15 protein-coding genes are annotated in these 15,811 nt (G+C 67.1%); 8 read left to right on the forward strand and 7 right to left on the reverse strand.

Annotated features, from left to right (window positions below; genetic code table 11):
• The first annotated feature begins 39 nt into the window (after positions 1-39).
• Positions 40-234: a hypothetical protein gene (locus ASE72_RS11555; protein ID WP_056021075.1), complete on the forward strand. Its 195-nt coding sequence runs from the start codon at positions 40-42 to the stop codon at positions 232-234.
• A gap of 7 nt (positions 235-241) precedes the next feature.
• Here ASE72_RS11555 and moaB read toward each other — a convergent pair whose 3' ends face one another.
• The 3 genes from moaB to ASE72_RS11570 are packed head-to-tail and all read right to left on the reverse strand — an operon-like array spanning position 242 to position 3,398.
• Positions 242-769 carry a molybdenum cofactor biosynthesis protein B gene (moaB, locus tag ASE72_RS11560; protein WP_056021078.1) on the reverse strand — a complete coding sequence of 176 codons (528 nt, stop codon included), beginning with the start codon at positions 767-769 and terminating at the stop codon, positions 242-244.
• Between the two features lie 5 nt (positions 770-774).
• Complete coding sequence (locus ASE72_RS11565) at positions 775-2,700, reverse strand: lytic transglycosylase domain-containing protein (protein WP_056021081.1); 1,926 nt, start codon at positions 2,698-2,700, stop codon at positions 775-777.
• A complete protein-coding gene (locus ASE72_RS11570) occupies positions 2,697-3,398 on the reverse strand; it encodes a uracil-DNA glycosylase (protein WP_327196472.1) in 702 nt (233 codons plus the stop codon). The genes ASE72_RS11565 and ASE72_RS11570 overlap by 4 nt, the downstream gene beginning before the upstream one ends.
• 187 nt (positions 3,399-3,585) lie before the next feature.
• Between ASE72_RS11570 and ASE72_RS11575 the strand changes: the two genes are divergently transcribed.
• The 6 genes from ASE72_RS11575 to ASE72_RS11605 all read left to right on the forward strand — a co-directional run bounded on the left by ASE72_RS11575 (position 3,586) and on the right by ASE72_RS11605 (position 10,548).
• Positions 3,586-5,247: an electron transfer flavoprotein-ubiquinone oxidoreductase gene (locus tag ASE72_RS11575; protein ID WP_056022236.1), complete on the forward strand. Its 1,662-nt coding sequence runs from the start codon at positions 3,586-3,588 to the stop codon at positions 5,245-5,247.
• A 7-nt stretch (positions 5,248-5,254) separates the two neighbouring features.
• Positions 5,255-6,655: a tetratricopeptide repeat protein gene (locus tag ASE72_RS11580; RefSeq protein ID WP_056021084.1), complete on the forward strand. Its 1,401-nt coding sequence runs from the start codon at positions 5,255-5,257 to the stop codon at positions 6,653-6,655.
• Between the two features lie 2 nt (positions 6,656-6,657).
• The gene (locus tag ASE72_RS11585) at positions 6,658-7,551 is read left to right on the forward strand and encodes a 4-(cytidine 5'-diphospho)-2-C-methyl-D-erythritol kinase (protein ID WP_056021087.1); all 894 of its coding nucleotides are present in this window, start codon (positions 6,658-6,660) and stop codon (positions 7,549-7,551) included.
• Positions 7,552-7,708: 157 nt separating this feature from the next.
• Positions 7,709-8,782 (forward strand): recombinase RecA, encoded by a 1,074-nt coding sequence (gene recA, locus ASE72_RS11590; protein WP_056021090.1) that lies wholly within the window; start codon positions 7,709-7,711, stop codon positions 8,780-8,782.
• Positions 8,783-9,028: 246 nt separating this feature from the next.
• Positions 9,029-9,916 (forward strand): class I SAM-dependent methyltransferase, encoded by an 888-nt coding sequence (locus ASE72_RS11600; protein WP_056021097.1) that lies wholly within the window; start codon positions 9,029-9,031, stop codon positions 9,914-9,916.
• The gene (locus ASE72_RS11605; protein ID WP_056021100.1) at positions 9,913-10,548 is read left to right on the forward strand and encodes a glutathione S-transferase family protein; all 636 of its coding nucleotides are present in this window, start codon (positions 9,913-9,915) and stop codon (positions 10,546-10,548) included. The genes ASE72_RS11600 and ASE72_RS11605 overlap by 4 nt, the downstream gene beginning before the upstream one ends.
• Positions 10,549-10,566: 18 nt before the next feature.
• Here ASE72_RS11605 and ASE72_RS11610 read toward each other — a convergent pair whose 3' ends face one another.
• Positions 10,567-11,904 (reverse strand): dicarboxylate/amino acid:cation symporter, encoded by a 1,338-nt coding sequence (locus ASE72_RS11610; RefSeq protein ID WP_056021103.1) that lies wholly within the window; start codon positions 11,902-11,904, stop codon positions 10,567-10,569.
• 72 nt (positions 11,905-11,976) lie between these two features.
• Here ASE72_RS11610 and ASE72_RS11615 point away from each other — a divergent pair, with 72 nt between their 5' ends.
• Positions 11,977-13,245 (forward strand): M24 family metallopeptidase, encoded by a 1,269-nt coding sequence (locus ASE72_RS11615; protein WP_156350400.1) that lies wholly within the window; start codon positions 11,977-11,979, stop codon positions 13,243-13,245.
• A 22-nt stretch (positions 13,246-13,267) separates the two neighbouring features.
• On the opposite strand, the gene ASE72_RS11620 is transcribed toward ASE72_RS11615, so the two are convergent.
• From ASE72_RS11620 to ASE72_RS11630, 3 genes are read right to left on the reverse strand one after another with little or no spacing between them, the layout of a single operon-like run.
• On the reverse strand, positions 13,268-13,969 hold the full coding sequence (locus ASE72_RS11620) for an NTP transferase domain-containing protein (RefSeq protein ID WP_056021106.1): 702 nt from the start codon (positions 13,967-13,969) through the stop codon (positions 13,268-13,270).
• Between the two features lies 1 nt (position 13,970).
• On the reverse strand, positions 13,971-15,062 hold the full coding sequence (locus ASE72_RS11625) for an inositol-3-phosphate synthase (RefSeq protein ID WP_056021109.1): 1,092 nt from the start codon (positions 15,060-15,062) through the stop codon (positions 13,971-13,973).
• A 15-nt stretch (positions 15,063-15,077) separates the two neighbouring features.
• On the reverse strand, positions 15,078-15,809 hold the full coding sequence (locus ASE72_RS11630; RefSeq protein ID WP_235532331.1) for a CDP-alcohol phosphatidyltransferase family protein: 732 nt from the start codon (positions 15,807-15,809) through the stop codon (positions 15,078-15,080).
• Between the last annotated feature and the right edge of the window lie 2 nt (positions 15,810-15,811).

Consider the following 15,811-nt stretch of genomic DNA (forward strand, 5'->3'; position numbering starts at 1 on the left):
CATGCTCGCACTCCGCCATGATTGCGCGTAGGCGAGGCCATGGCGGAAAACATGACGACGATGGAACGGGCGTTCGAACTGGCGCGATCGGGCGAGTGCGAGTCGATCAACGCGCTGCGCCAGCGGCTTCGTCGCGAGGGGTATGAGGCGGTGCACCTCCATCTCCATGGCGCCTCGATCAACCGCCAGCTGACTGACCTGATCCGCGCGGCAAAACCGAGCGATCCGGCGTGACCGCGATCTAGCGTTCGAGCAGGCGCGGCATCAGTTCGACGAAGTTGCAGGGCCGGTGGCGGCTGTCGAGTTGATCGCGCAGGATACCGTCCCATCCATCCTTCACCGCTCCCGTCGATCCGGGCAGGGCGAAGATGTAGGTTCCGTGCGCAACGCATGCACAGGCGCGCGACTGCACGGTCGAGGTGCCGATCGTCTTGTAGCTCAACATGCGGAAGAGCTCGCCGAAGCCCGGGATCATCTTCTCGGCGACCCGTTCGATCGCCTCGGGCGTGACGTCGCGCCCGGTGACGCCGGTGCCGCCGGTCGTGATGACGCAGTCGACCTCGGGATCCTCGATCCAGGCATGGAGTCGCGCGACGATCGTGTCGACATCGTCCTTCTCGATCCGGCGGTCGGCGAGGATGTGTCCCGCCTCGGCAAGGCGCGCGACCAGCGTGTCGCCGGAGCGGTCTTCGGCCAGCCCGCGCGTATCCGATACGGTCAGCACGGCGATGCGGACCGGGAGGAAGGTCCGGCTTTCGTCGATCGGCATGGCGTTCAGTCGGCCCGCGTGACGGTGGTCGACTGCATCCCGACGCGCGCGTTGACCGCGATGTTCGGCTGCATGGCGTTGCCCAAAGTGGCAGTGCTTGCGCTCGCGCGGCGGTTCGGCGTGGCATTCATGCGCACCGCGACCGCGCCGGGCAGGCCGGGAAAGCGTGGCCACATGCCCTGCGACAGCGCGGTCCGGCTGGTCGACGCCTTCTTGCCGCCCTGCGCTTCGTACATCCAGTAATTGCGCAGCACCGTCGTCACGTATCCGCGCGTCTCCCAATAGGGAATGCTCTCGATATAGAGCAGCGGATCGCCGTTATCATGGACGATCGCGTTCCAGTCGCCGACGGGCCGCGGCCCGGCGTTATACGCGGCGATCACCTTGGGCAGCAGGCCGCCGGTCACGCCTGCCATATCGCGCAGGCGCTCGAGATGGCGCTGGCCGATATCCATGTTGGTCGACGGCTTGGTCAGCGCCTTGAGGTCGATCGAGGTGCCGCGTTCGCGCGCGAAGTCGGTCGCGGCGGCGGGCATGATCTGCATGAGGCCATATGCGCCGGCCGGGCTGCGCACCGAGTTGCGGAAGCGCGATTCTTCGAGCGTGTGCGCATAGACCAGCGCCTTCTCGACGCGCCAGCCGCTGTCGGGCGTCCAGTTCGGGGTGGGGTAGCGTGCTTCGGCGGTCGAGGTGACCCCTTGCGGGCAGTTATGGGCGAGCCACACCGTCGTCGCCGGCAGGCTCAGCGCCTCGGCGACGCGGACCAGATGCGCGAACTCGCGCGGATCGCCGATCTTCGCCTGCTGGCGGATGACGGTGTCTGCCAGGTCGGTCTCGCCGACCTCGACCAGTGCCGCGGCGACACGGACATTGGGGCGCTTGCCGACGACGTTCCAGTCGCTGGCAACGACGCCGCCGACGCGGGTGCCCTTGTCCTTCATCGCGAGTTGCTGTCGCGCGAGCTGTCCGTAGAAGCTTTCGCTGAACTGCGCCGCGGTCTTCAGCCGGCCCTCGATCTTGTCGGGCCGTCCGCAGACCATGTCCGACCGTGCCGTCCAGTAGAGCGCGGCGGCGCGCAGATCGACATCGCCCGCGCGCGCTGCGACGCCTTCGAATCCCGCGCCGGCGCTCGCGCAGTCGTTCTGGCGCCAAGCGGACAACGCGCCGACCCAGCGGGCCTGCACGGCCCATTCGCCGACGCCGTCCTGCGCCTTGGCAGCCATGACGCGCGCATTGGCATCGTCACCCTGCAGGAAATAGATCCACGAGATCTTCTGCTGCCACTCGGTCAGCGCCTCCGGCGTAAGCCCGACCGTGCTGTCGAGCAGCGACTGCGCCTCGCGGCCCATGTCCGCCTTGACGTAAGGCTGCATCTTGAGCGCGAGATCGGCTGCGATCAGGTCGCCCTTGAGGCTCTTCGCGCGGACGCGGCGCGGTGCACCGTCCTGCCAGATCAATCGCTGGGCGACGGGCAGGGGGGGGAGGCCGACCGCACCCCGCAGCGAGGCGAGACGTGCGACCTGCTCGGCCTCGGGCAATTCGGGCGCTTCGTTGAGCAGCGCGACCAGCGGCTCCAGCTCGACCCTGGGGGAGCCCTTGGCGGTGTACATCTCGGCGCGCGCGATCGCGTGCAGCGGACCGGGCTTCATCGTGTCGAGCTGGATCTGCGCATCGGTCCACTTGCCGTCGCGGATCGCGGCGAAGACCTGGCGATAGGCGCCGCGCTGCTCGGCATCGAGCTGGTCGGGAATCTGTTCGAGCGTCGGCGCACCGATCAGCCGGGCGTCGGCACCGGCATCGGCCGCGCCGGTATCGACGGGGGCGACCGCCGCGGGGGCGGCCGTCGCTGGCGCAGTCCAGGCCGGGATCGTCAGCGCGACACCGCCGAGCAGCGCGCCATGGCGCAGCACCCTTGCAAATGTCCGGGTCATGCCGCTTTTGCCGCCATTAGCATCTGTAAGTCCTTCCAGGCTTCTGCCTTTGCCGCCGGCTTTTCCATCAGGAAGCGCGGATGAAAGCTGGCAACGACCCCCGTCTCTCCGGTCTTATGGTTAAAGTCGTTTAAACGCCCGCGCGCTGCCTGCAATTCCATCCCGAGGATGGCACGGCTCGCCGCATTCCCCAGCAGAAGCAGCCGGGGGGGCGCGATCAGCTCGATATGATGCTTGGCAATCTCGGCAAGCCGATCCTCGACCTCGCGCTGGATCCGTCCGGCGGTCGGGCGCTTCGCGCAGACCGACGCGAGATGGACCTCCGAACGCGTCAGCCCGATGGCCGCGAGCATCCGGTCGAGCAACCGGCCGGACGCACCACTCAACAGCGCGCCGCCCCCCGTCTCGTCGCAATCGTCGCGATCGGGGCAGTCGACAAGCACCATGACCGTAGCGTCAGCCGGGCCTGCCGCGGTCAGCGATATGCCGCCCCAGCTCGCCTCGGGAACGTCCGGACCATTTCGCCACGTCAGGAAATCGGCGAGCGCGTGCGGCATCGACGATGGCGCGATGACGGGAACGGCAGCCGCCGGTATCGATGGCGTCGGGGCCTGCGGTGCGGCGAACCAGTCGCGCGGCGCATCGTCGACGAGCGTGTCGACACCCGCTTCCTGCCACCAATCGAGGGTGCTCAGCACGGCATTTTGCCAGTCGAAGTTTCGGTCCGCCCCCACCATTTACCCTATGCTGTGGAGTTGACGTGGCGGTCAACTCGCGCAATCGCCTAAACGAACAAGACATGGACAAGACGGTGCCGGCCCGAGCCCGAACGAGCGCGACGGCCAGGATGCCGGGCAATCAGGGGAAATCCCCCGGGAGACGATGATGACGACACGTGAATCGATGCCCTACGACGTGGTGATCGTCGGCGCTGGTCCGGCCGGCCTCTCGGCAGCGATCCGTCTGAAACAGCTGGCAGCCGAGAAGGACGCGGACATCTCGGTCTGCGTGCTCGAAAAGGGCTCGGAGGTCGGCGCGCACATCCTCTCGGGCGCGGTCATCGACCCAAAGAGCCTCGACGAACTGCTCCCCGACTGGCGCGAGGACGGCTGCCCGCTGGCGGAAGTGCCGGTGACCGAGAACCATCACTGGATCCTCAGCAAGACGAAGAAGAGCGAGATGCCGCACTTCGTCACGCCGTCGTTCATGCACAACAAGGGCACCTATACCGGCAGCCTCGGCAACCTGTGCCGCTGGATGGCGGGCAAGGCGGAGGAGCTCGGCGTCGAGATCTTCCCGGGCTTCGCCGCCGCCGAGATCCTGTTCAACGACGACGGATCGGTGAAGGGCGTCGCGACCGGCGACATGGGTGTCGCGCGCGACGGTACGCACAAGGGCGACTATACGCCCGGGCTCGAACTGCACGCCAAATACACCTTCTTCTCCGAGGGCTGCCGCGGGCACCTGACCAAGCAGCTGATCGCCAAGTTCGATCTCGCCAAGGACAGCGACCCGCAGGTCTATGGTCTCGGCATCAAGGAATTGTGGGACATCGATCCCGCGCTCCATTCGCCCGGTCGCGTCATCCACACGCAGGGCTGGCCGCTGACCGAGACCGACGGCTCGAACGGCGGCGGCTGGATCTATCACCAGGCGAATGGCCAGGTCTCGATCGGCTTCGTGACGTGGCTCAACTACACCAACCCGCACCTCTCGCCGTTCCACGAGATGCAGCGCTGGAAGACTCACCCCGAGATCGCCGCGCTACTCAAGGGCGCCAAGCGCGTCAGCTACGGCGCGCGCGCGATCAGCGATGGCGGGCTGCAGTCGATTCCCAAGCTCGTGATGCCGGGCGCGGCGCTGATCGGCGACAGCGCCGGCTTCCTCAACGTGCCGCGGATCAAGGGCACGCACACCGCGATGAAGTCGGGCATGATGGCGGCCGAGGCCGCGGTCGATGCGATCGTGTCGCAGCGTGGCCACGACGAGCTGGCGGCGTATCCGCAGGCGTTCGAGCAGAGCTGGGTCAAGAAGGAGCTGTCGGTCGTTCGCAACGTCGTGCCGCTCGTCAAGAAGTTCGGGGACTTCCTTGGGTCGGGGCTTGCGGGCGTGACGATGTGGCTCGAGCATTGGGGCTTGAAGGTGCCGTTCACGCTGCATCACCATCCCGACCACGAGAGCCTGTGGCGCAAGGACCTGGTCAAGCCGATCGTCTATCCCAAGGCGGACGGCGTGCTGACCTTCGATCGCCTGTCCTCGGTGTTCATCTCGAACACCAATCACGAGGAGGACCAGCCGGTCCATCTGACGCTGAAGGACCCGTCGGTTCCGATCGCGTACAACCTTCCGTTGTACGACGAGCCGGCGCAACGCTATTGCCCGGCTGGCGTTTACGAGGTGGTGGGCGAAGAGACCGGCGACCCCAAGTTCGTCATCAACGCGCAGAACTGCGTCCACTGCAAGACCTGCGACATCAAGGACCCCACCCAGAACATCAACTGGGTGGTCCCCGAAGGCGGTGGAGGCCCGAACTATCCCAATATGTAAACGCCTGTTGCTCGGTCTCGTCATCGGCATGGCGCCCAGCGCCGCCATGGCGGGGACGAGCGACTTGTCGGCCTATCTCCAGGCGCGTGCCGCCGATGCCGATGGCCGGGTCGATGTCGCGGTGGCGGCCTATGCACAGGCGCTCGCGGCGGATCCCGCTGATCCGGTTCTCGCGATCCGCGCGTATCGCGAGGGGATCGAGGCGGGCGACATGGCGCTGGTGGATCGCGCGGCGCGCGTTCTGAATGCGGCCGGGGTGGCGCCTGCCGACGCCGCGCTGTTCCCGCTCGCGGAGGCGGCGCGCAAAGGAAACGCCAGCGCCGCGAGCGCAGCGGTCGCTACGCTGGCCAAGGGACCGCTCGTCGTGCTGGCGCCCTCGCTCTATGGGTGGATCGCGCACGCGGAGGGGCAGGATCCGACGCCCGCCCTGGCGACCGCGGCAAGGGACCCGGTCGCCAACCGTTTTGCTGCCGAAACGCGCGCGCTGCTCGCCAACGCGCCCCGCAAGCAGGCGCTTGCGATCGGCGTCTCGCGGCTGTTGGGACGCCTGGCGGGGGATCTCGTCGGCGGCGAACCCTCGCCGCTGTCCGTCGCACTGGCACAGGCTGCCTTGCTCGCCGATCCCGGTTTCGATCGCAACCGCGTCGTTCTGGCGGCTGGGCTTGCGCGGAACGCGATCGTCGATCGTGCGCTCGCGGTGCTCGACGGCGTCGATCCGAAAGGGGCGTTCGCCGATGCCGCGATGAACCAGCGGATCGATATCCTGCTGAATGCGGACCGCGAACCCGAAGCGCTGGCACTGGCGTCGGCGCGCGCGGAGGCGAAGACGGCGGCTGTCGCGGACTGGCAACGCTATGCCGACCTGCTTGTAACGACGAACGATCCCGTCGCGGCGGCGCGGTGGTACGGCAAGGTGGTCGCGGCGAACGACGCGACGTGGAGCGCGTGGCTGCAATATGGTGGCGCGCTCGATCAGGCGGGGCGGTGGCCCGAGGCCCGCGTTGCGCTCGCAAGGGCGGTCGCGCAGGCGCCGACCGAACCGCTCGCGCTGAATTATCTGGGGTTTGCGCAGATCGAGCATGGCGACGACATCGCGGCATCGACCGGCATGCTCGAGCGTGCCAGCCGGCTCGACCCGCAAAATGCGTCGATCACCGACTCGCTCGGATGGGCGTATCACCTGTCGGGCAGGACCCCGCGCGCGCTCCCGCTGCTCGAACGGGCCGCGCAGGCTGAACCGACCAGCATGGAGATCAGCGATCATCTCGGCGATGCCTATTGGACCGTCGGACGGCGCTACGAGGCACGCTATGCCTGGCGCGCGGCCAGCCTGACCGCGGAGGCCAAGGACATGACGCGTATCGCCGACAAGATCGCGAATGGCCTGCCCGGAGCGGCGCGACGATGACCATGATCGTTGAACCCGCGCCCGCCAAGATCAACCTGGCGCTCCACGTCCGCGCGCGCCGGCCCGATGGCTATCACGACCTCGAGACGCTGTTCGCCTTCGCCGCGGACGGTGATCGCGTGACCGTCGAGATCGCTCAGACCGACAGCTTCACGATCGTCGGGCCGTTTGCTGCGGCGCTTCTCACGCCTGGCGGGTCGGACGTCCACGAAACGCACGCGCACGCCGCTGCCCGGGAAACGTCCGGGAACGCCCCTTGGCACGGGAACCTCGTCACTGCGGCCGCCGACGCGTTCGGCGCCATGTTCGCCATCGATGCGCGCCACGCGATCATCCTCGACAAGCATCTTCCGATCGCTTCGGGCATCGGTGGCGGATCGGCGGATGCGGCGGCGGCGCTTCGCGCGCTCGCCCGGCTTCACGGTATCGCGGCAACCGACACGCGCCTCCACGAGATCGCCGCCCGCCTCGGTGCGGACGTGCCGGCCTGCCTGGTCAGCCGTACGACGCTGGGCGTCGGCAAGGGCGAGGTCCTGGTCGAACTCGCCGGGCTGGCCGGAACCCCCTTGCTGCTGGTCAATCCCGGCGTCGCGGTCTCTACCGCGACGGTCTTCGGCGCCTGGGATGGGCGCGACCGCGGACCGATCCCCGAGGGCGATCTGCTTTCGCGTGCGCGTGCAAGCCGCAACGACCTCGAGCTACCCGCGATCGCGCTCGCACCGGTGATTGCGGAGGTGCGATCCCTTCTCGACGCGGCTGACGGCGTGGTGTTGGCGCGGATGTCGGGCTCGGGCGCGACCTGCTTTGCCGTGTTCGATACGATCGCGGCGCGCGATGCCGCCGCCGCTGGGGCAGCGGCCCGGGGGTGGTGGACGCTGGCGACGACGCTGGTGTGACCCGCGAACGCGATCGGACGAATGTCGACCGATCTCGGAGCGCCAAACGTGCGGGATGGATCATGTTCCGCTCTTGTTCTTGGGGAACAAATGGAATACATGGCGTTTGACGCGTTGAATGGCATGCGCGCTTGGTTTAGCGATGGGAGCTTCTTCGATGGCCGCTAATTTGAAAGTGATCAACACCGGCATGGCAACCGCAACCAACGACCGCCAGAAGGCGCTCGACGCCGCTCTCGCGCAGATCGACCGCGCGTTCGGCAAGGGCTCGGCGATGCGCCTGGGTTCGAAGGAAACGATGCAGGTCGAGGTGATCTCGACGGGATCGCTCGGACTCGACATCGCGCTCGGCGTCGGTGGCCTGCCGCGCGGGCGCGTGATCGAGATCTACGGCCCGGAAAGCTCGGGCAAGACGACGCTTGCACTGCACGTGATCGCCGAAGCGCAGAAGACGGGCGGGACGGCAGCATTCGTCGACGCCGAGCATGCGCTCGATCCGGTCTATGCCAAGAAGCTGGGCGTCAACATCGATGAACTGATCGTGTCGCAGCCCGACACCGGCGAGCAGGCGCTCGAGATCGTCGACACGCTGGTGCGCTCGAACGCGATCGACGTGCTCGTCGTCGACTCGGTCGCAGCACTCGTGCCGCGCGCGGAAATCGAGGGCGAGATGGGCGATAGCCATGTCGGCCTCCAGGCGCGTCTGATGTCGCAGTCGCTGCGCAAGCTGACGGGGTCGATCAGCCGTTCGCGCTGCATGGTCATCTTCATCAACCAGCTGCGCATGAAGATCGGCGTGATGTACGGGAACCCCGAAACGACGACGGGCGGCAACGCGCTGAAATTCTATGCGTCGGTGCGGCTCGACATTCGTCGCACGGGGGCGATCAAGACCGGCGAGGAAGTCACGGGCAACCAGACCCGCGTGAAGGTCGTCAAGAACAAGGTCGCGCCGCCGTTCAAGCAGGTCGAATTCGACATCATGTACGGGCAGGGCGTCTCGAAGCTCGGCGAAATCCTCGATCTCGGCGTGAAGGCCGGTCTCGTCGAGAAATCGGGTGCCTGGTTCAGCTACGACAGCGTCCGTCTCGGCCAAGGTCGCGAAAACTCGAAGACGTTCCTCAAGGACAATCCCGAGACCGCGGATCGTCTCGAGAAGGCGATCCGTGCACGCACGGAGAAGGTCGCGGAAGAGATGATGGCAGGACCCGAAGCCGACGACGACGTCTGATCGCCGGTATCGGACTGACCGGATTTGGAAAGGCCCGTCGGCAATGGCGGGCCTTTTTGCGTGAGAAATGGCCAGCACCGTGACTGCGCCACGATTGATGCGCCGCGCCGTCTCGAGCGTCCCGGCGCCCGTTACGCGGATCGATAACGCGTCTGGCGCTGGCACTGCGTATCGGCCGATCGATCCGCCACGATCGACGATGACGTATCGCCTCGTCTTGGCATGCCGCGCGGTCTATGACGGGGCATGACCGAGGCGTATGACTGGACCAACCGCGTAGGCGATATCTGGGCAAGCGAGTGGGTGCGCACCGACCGGAGCTTTGCCGGCCTGTCGCGGCATCTCGACGCTGCCGTCGTCGTCGCGACGGGAACAGACACCCGAACGATCGTCGATATCGGGTGCGGCGCGGGCGGGACGTCGCTCGCGATCGCGCGCGCGATCCGCACCGCGGTCCCGCGCGCGCGTATCGTGGGCATAGACCTGTCGTCGCGGCTGATAGAGATTGCCCGGTCGCGCGTGCCCGCGGACGACGACTCCGGCCGGCTTGTATTCACCTGCGGCGACGTCGCTGCGGCAATCGACGACTGGGCGCCGGTTGACCTCTATATGTCGCGCCACGGTGTCATGTTCTTCGCCGATCCGGTCGCCAGTTTTGCAGCGCTCGCGCGCGCGGCAGCGCCGGGGGCGACCCTGATCTTCTCGTGCTTCGCCGACCGCGCCGCAAATCGCTGGGCGACGGAGACGACCGCGACGGGCGGCGACGACGACGGGGCATCCGGGGCGCCCGTATCGACTGCGCCCGGACCGTTCGCGTTCGCCGATCCGGATCACGTCGATGCCATACTGACGCGTGCGGGCTGGCAGACGACATCGCCGCACTATGTCGAGTTCGCCTATCGTGCGGGCGAGGGCGCCGATCCGGTTGCGGACGCGGTGGCGTATTTTCGCCGTATCGGTCCCGCCGCATCGTGGATCCGCGATGCGCCCGACGACGAGCGCGCCGCGAGGATCGCGCATCTTGTCACGGCCTGCGAGCGTTACCGTGTTGGCGACGTGGTGGAATTTCCTGCGGCGGCCTGGATATGGACGGCACACAAGCCCGTCGCCCCTTGTGAAAGCACGACGTCATGATCATCGTTCACCATCTCGAAAACTCCCGCTCGCAACGTATTCTCTGGATGCTCGAGGAGCTTGGTCTTCCCTATGACATCAAGCGGTATGAGCGGAACAAGGAGACGATGCTGGCGCCGCCGGAGTTGAAGGCGGTGCATCCGCTCGGCAAGTCCCCCGTGATCGACGACCGTGACGCCGATGGCGGGCTGGTGATCGCCGAGACGGGGGCGATCGTCGAATATCTGGTCGACAAGGCGGACGGTCGGCTCGGCGCGCCGTCGAAGCGCGCCGCGGCGCTGCGCTATCGCTTCTTCCTCCATTATGCGGAAGGCTCGATGATGCCGCCGCTGCTGTTGAAGCTGGTGCTCGCGCGGATCCCGGTCATGGGGAAGATCGCGGTGAAGAAGATCCAGCCGATGATCGACGTGCATCTCGATTACGTCGAGTCCGAACTGTCGCAGCGGCCGTGGTTCGCGGGGGACCAGATGACCGCCGCGGACATCATGATGAGCTTTCCGCTCGAGGCCGCGCGGAGCCGGGGCGGTCTGAACGAGACGCGGCCCGCGACGATGGCGTGGCTGAGCAAGATCCATGCGCGGCCGGCGTATCAGGCGGCGCTCGCCAAGGGTGGGCCGTACGCCTACGCCTGACGCACGGCCCCGCCAGAGTCAGGCCTGTCCCGGTCCGATCTTGTCGTAGCTGTCGATATTCACCTTCGGCCCGTGGCCGGTCGGTGCGGCGGGCGGATCGCGGTCGGCGGGTTCGCGCTCGTCGAGCCCGCCCTCCCATTTCGCGACCACCGTCGCTGCGACCGCATTGCCGATGACGTTCGTCGCCGAGCGGCCCATGTCGAGGAAATGGTCGACCGCAAGGATCAGCAGGATGCCCGCCTCGGGGATCTTGAACATCGACAGCGTGCCGGCGATGACCACGAGCGACGCGCGCGGCACGCCGGCAATCCCCTTCGACGTCACCATCAGCACGAGCAGCATCGCGATCTGCTGCCCGATCGGCATGTCGATGCCGTACGCCTGCGCGATGAACAGCGACGCGAACGTCATGTACATCATCGACCCGTCGAGGTTGAACGAATAGCCGAGCGGCAGCACGAAGCTCGCGATCCGCGGCGGCACGCCGAACCGGTCGAGGGCCTCGAGCGTACGCGGATACGCCGCCTCCGACGACGCCGCGGAGAAGGCGAGGATCAGCGGATCGCGGATATAGCGCACCAACAGCCGCGTGCGCGGGCCGATCAGCACGAAGGCGATCCCGATCAGCATCACCCAGAGCAGCGCGAGCCCGAGATAGAAGGTCAGCATGAAATAGCCGAGATCGCCGAGGATGCTCGGGCCCCGTTCGGCAAGCGTCGCGGTGACGGCGGCGAAGACCGCGAACGGTGCGAACCGCATCACGTAATTGGTGATCTGCAGCATGACCGCGACGAGCGCCTCGATCGCCTTGACGAGCGGGGCAGCCTTCTCGCCGACCGCGGTGATCGCCACGCCGACAAACACCGAGAACACGACGATCTGAAGGATCTCGTTGCTCGCCATCGCGGCGATCATCGAGTCGGGGACGATGTGCGAGATGAACTTCGCCAGATCGAACGCCGCGGCATCGACCCCGCTGGAGGCGGTCGCGGGCGGGATCGCAAGCGCGAGCCCGACGCCCGGCTGGAGCACGTTCACGAGGATCATGCCGAGCGTCAGCGACAACAGGCTTGCGCAGATGAACCAGCCGAGACTGCGCAGGCCCACGCGGCCAAGCGCGCCGGTATCGCCCATATGCGCGATGCCGACGACGAGCGTCGAGAAGACCAGCGGGGCAATGATCATCTTGATCAGTCGCAGGAACAGCGACGTCACGATCGAGAAATAGCCCGCAATGTCCTTCAGTTGCGCCGCGGACTGCGCGGTGCCGTCGTCGATCGACGCGTTCAGGATCCAGCCGACGGCCATGCCCGCGACCAGCCCGAACAATATGTAATAGGTAAGCCGCTTGGCCATTAATCGCTCCCGAAACTCGCCGGCGAGGGAAGGGGATTGCGGCGCCCGGGTCAAGGACCCTATCGTCCGGCGATGTCGATCCCGTCCAATTTCCCCACCCGTCGTCACCTGCTCGGTGCCGCGGCCGCGCTCCCGCTGCTGTCGTTCGGCGCGGTCCTGCGCGCGGCCGAGCCCGACCTGTCGGCGCTGTCCGATATCACCGGCGCGGCCAGGCCGATCGATGCCGCCGAACGCGCGGCCCGGCTGACGCGCGCGCAGGCAATGATGAAGGCGGCGGGGATCGGCGCGGTGCTGCTCGAGCCGGGATCGTCGATGATCTATTTCACCGGCGTACGCTGGGGTCGCAGCGAACGGCTGACCGCGGCGATCCTGCCGGTCGAGGGCGAACCGTGCATCGTCACGCCGTTCTTCGAGGAACCGTCGGTGCGCGAGACGCTCGCGGTGCCCGCGGAGGTTAGGGTGTGGCAGGAGGACCAGAACCCGCTGGCAGTGGTCGCGGGCGTGCTGCGCGATCGCAAGCTGGCAGGGCGACCGGTCGCGGTTGAGGAGACGGTCCGCTTCTTCGCCGCGGACGGGCTGACGCGCGCGCTGCCGGGGGTGACGATCGTCTCCGCCAATCCGGTCGTCCGTGGCTGTCGGATGATCAAGACGCCCGCCGAGATCGCGCTCATGCAGATCGCGACCGACGTGACGCTCGCCGCCTATCACTGGACCAAACCGCGAGTCGAGACGGGCATGACCGGTGCCGAGATCGGCGCGCTGATGACCGCGGCGACGCGGAAACTGGGCGGGGCGCCCGAATTCGCACTCGCGCTGATCGGCGAGGCGTCGGCCTATCCCCATGGCAGCCGGGAGGTTCACCGCGTCGCGGACGGACAGGTCGTGCTGATGGACTGCGGCTGCACGGTGCAGGGCTATCAGTCCGACATCTCGCGCAGCTGGGTCCACGGCGCCGCCTCGGCCGACCAGCGCAAGACCTGGGATCAGGTCGCACGCGGCCAGCAGGTCGCCTTTGCAGCGGCGCGGATCGGGGCCACCGCGGGGAGCGTCGACGATGCGGTCCGCCGCCATTACGAGACGCTGGGCTATGGCCCCGGCTATGCATTGCCGGGCCTGTCGCACCGGACGGGCCACGGGATCGGCATGGATGGGCACGAGCCGGTCAACCTCGTCCGCGGCGAGACGACGCGGCTCGCGGCGGGCATGTGCTTCAGCGACGAGCCGGGGATCTACAACCCCGGCCGCTACGGGATCCGGATCGAGGACTGTTTCCACATGACCGATGCCGGCCCACGCTGGTTCAGCACGCCACCACAGTCGATTGACGCGCCGCTGGGGTGAGGGAAGTCGTGCTCCGGGTGGTTCAGGCCGCCTGGGTCATCCACTGTTCGGCCTTGGCCAGCGCCGGCCCGTCGTCGACGTCGATCCAGTCGAGGTCGCTGCAATCGACGATCCGCGCGGTGCCGCGGGCGGCGAGGATACGGACACCCTCGGTCAGCGACGGCGCCTCGAGCGTCGCCAGCGCGGCGATCAGCGCAGGCCCGATTGCGAACACACCCGTGTCATAGGCATCGTGCGGTTCGAGGCCCTTGCCGATCGCAGTGATCATGCTGCCATTGGTCGCGACGCAGGTGACGTCTTCGGGATCGACCCAGGGATGGCCAAGCCGGCGGTCGATACCGAGCCGCAGCCCGTCCCCCGCGCCCGCCTTCGCCATCCGCGCATAGAGAGTCGGGACGACGAGGTGGTCGCACATCGCGAGCACGGCCTCCTCGCCCTGCAGCGCGGTCCCGGCAGCCAGGACGGAGACGCCGTTGGGCTGGCGATGGTCGGCGGCGATCGTTTCGACGATCAGCGGCCAGCTATGGCTGGCAAGATACGCCTCGATCGCGTCGCGGCCATAGCTGACCGTCACGAATGCGCGCTTGATGCCGGCAGCAGCCAGCCCTTCAAGCGCGTGCGCGATCAGCGGCCGCCCCGCAACCGCGCAGAGCGGCTTGTACGGGGCGGAGGAACGAAGGCGGCTGCCTTCCCCGGCGGCGAGGATGACAGCCGTCTCGATCATGTCAGGCGGCCTTGATGAACCGCTCGACTTCGATCTGCGCGAGATCGTCGGTCATCTGCGTGCGCGGGTGCTTGCAGAAATAGGCCGAGGCGGGATCGATCACGCCGGCGATGCCGCGGTCCTTGGCGATCTTGGCGCAGCGGATCATGTCGATCGCGACACCCGCCGAGTTGGGGCTGTCCTCGACCGAGAGACGCAGCTCGAGGTTCATCGGCACGCCGCCGAACAACTGGCCTTCCATGCGCAGGAAGCAGACCTTGTTGTCGTTCTGCCAGGGGACATAGTCCGACGGGCCGATATGGACATTGTCGTCGTCCATGCGCTCGGCCGCGACCGACTGGACGGCTTCGGTCTTCGAGATCTTCTTCGACTCGAGACGGCGATGGTTCGACATGTTGAGGAAGTCGGTGTTGCCGCCGGTGTTGAGCTGGTAGGTGCGATCCAGCTTCACGCCGCGCTTGGCGAACAGGTCGGTGAGCACGCGGTGGACGATCGTCGCGCCGAGCTGTGCCTTGATGTCGTCGCCGATGATCGCGACGCCGGCGTCCTCGAACTTCTTCGCCCAGACGGGGTTCGAGGCGATGAAGACGGGGATGTTGTTGACGAACGCAACGCCCGCCTCGATCGCGCACTCGGCATAGAATTCGGTCGCTTCCTGCGAACCGACGGGCAGGTAGTTCATCAGAACGTCGGCGCCCGACGCCTTCAGATCCGCTATGACCTGCTCACGCGTCGGCTCTGCGGCGTCGGCGAGGAGGAACGTGCGGTCGTCCTTGAAGTCGGCCATGTGGTCGGCGACGCCGTCCAGCGTCTTGCCCATCTTCACGATGGTGCCGGTGTTGCCGACATTGGGGGCGAACACTGCGGTGCAATTGGGCTTGGCGAAGATCGCCTCGGCGACGTCCTTGCCGACCTTGCGACGATCGACGTCCCAGGCCGCGACGACCTTGATGTCGCTCGGCTTGTAGCCGCCCATGTCGAAATGCATCAGGCCGACCTGGTCGTTGGCCCCCTCGCGATAATGCTCGAGACCCTGCACGAGCGAGCTCGCGCAGTTGCCGATGCCGACCACGGCGATCCGAATGCTATTCATTATTGACCCTGTTCCTTAAGAAAGATGCATGCGCGACGCGGTCTTTGGTCGCGGCGTTGTGGTATTACGAACGAAAGCGCGTTCGACACGACGGTGCCAGACGAGCCCGACGATGGCGACGAGCGTCAGAGGGACGATCTCGAACCACCAGAAGATGCGTGGGTTGCCGGCGAAGCAGGCGACGAAGATCGCCCATACCCGGACATTCGCGGTAAGCAAGGCCATGAAGCGCAACGGCGCGACGGCGCGGACCGCGTAGCGATGACCGAGCTCGACCGGATCGGCCGCCTGGCCCAGCGCGCGTTCGAACGGCATCGCGATCCGGTCGATGCGGCTGGCGACGCCATCGTAGAAGCGGACCAGCGCATTGCCCGTCGGAACGGGCGGCGCGGCAAGCGCCACTCCCTTGATCCGGCGATGGAACCGCGAGCGCTCGCCTTCATACAGATTGGACTGCACCGCATGCGCGCCACCGGCGGCAAAGGCGAGGACCCACCCTTCCGCAGTGCCGACCGTCACCGCCAGTGCGACATAGATCAGCGCGAAGACGCCGTGATCGCAAAGCCCGTCGAGCATCCGTCCCAGGGGGCTGGCGGTCTTGGTGGCGCGTGCGACCATCCCGTCCAGACCGTCGGCGATCAACCAGCCCACCGAAAGCACGAGACCCAGCAGCGCAAAGGCCGGTCGATCCCACTGCATGTACGAAAACGCCGCGAGGCCGCCAAGGCAGAGCCCGGCTATCGACACAG

Origin of the sequence: Sphingomonas sp. Leaf20, assembly GCF_001421535.1 — a bacterium.
Classification (GTDB): Bacteria; Pseudomonadota; Alphaproteobacteria; order Sphingomonadales; family Sphingomonadaceae; genus Sphingomonas.

Bases quoted from the DNA above. Each gene is read 5' to 3' on its own strand.
- ASE72_RS11615 (WP_156350400.1), top strand. From the start codon at position 11,977: ATGTCGATCCCGTCCAATTTCCCCACCCGTCGTCACCTGCTCGGTGCC.
- ASE72_RS11585 (WP_056021087.1), top strand. From the start codon at position 6,658: ATGATCGTTGAACCCGCGCCCGCCAAGATCAACCTGGCGCTCCACGTC.
- ASE72_RS11605 (WP_056021100.1), top strand. From the start codon at position 9,913: ATGATCATCGTTCACCATCTCGAAAACTCCCGCTCGCAACGTATTCTC.
- ASE72_RS11600 (WP_056021097.1), top strand. From the start codon at position 9,029: ATGACCGAGGCGTATGACTGGACCAACCGCGTAGGCGATATCTGGGCA.
- ASE72_RS11575 (WP_056022236.1), top strand. From the start codon at position 3,586: ATGACGACACGTGAATCGATGCCCTACGACGTGGTGATCGTCGGCGCT.
- ASE72_RS11610 (WP_056021103.1), bottom strand. From the start codon at position 11,904: ATGGCCAAGCGGCTTACCTATTACATATTGTTCGGGCTGGTCGCGGGC.
- ASE72_RS11625 (WP_056021109.1), bottom strand. From the start codon at position 15,062: ATGAATAGCATTCGGATCGCCGTGGTCGGCATCGGCAACTGCGCGAGC.
- ASE72_RS11620 (WP_056021106.1), bottom strand. From the start codon at position 13,969: ATGATCGAGACGGCTGTCATCCTCGCCGCCGGGGAAGGCAGCCGCCTT.
- moaB (WP_056021078.1), bottom strand. From the start codon at position 769: ATGCCGATCGACGAAAGCCGGACCTTCCTCCCGGTCCGCATCGCCGTG.
- recA (WP_056021090.1), top strand. From the start codon at position 7,709: ATGGCCGCTAATTTGAAAGTGATCAACACCGGCATGGCAACCGCAACC.
- ASE72_RS11565 (WP_056021081.1), bottom strand. From the start codon at position 2,700: ATGACCCGGACATTTGCAAGGGTGCTGCGCCATGGCGCGCTGCTCGGC.
- ASE72_RS11555 (WP_056021075.1), top strand. From the start codon at position 40: ATGGCGGAAAACATGACGACGATGGAACGGGCGTTCGAACTGGCGCGA.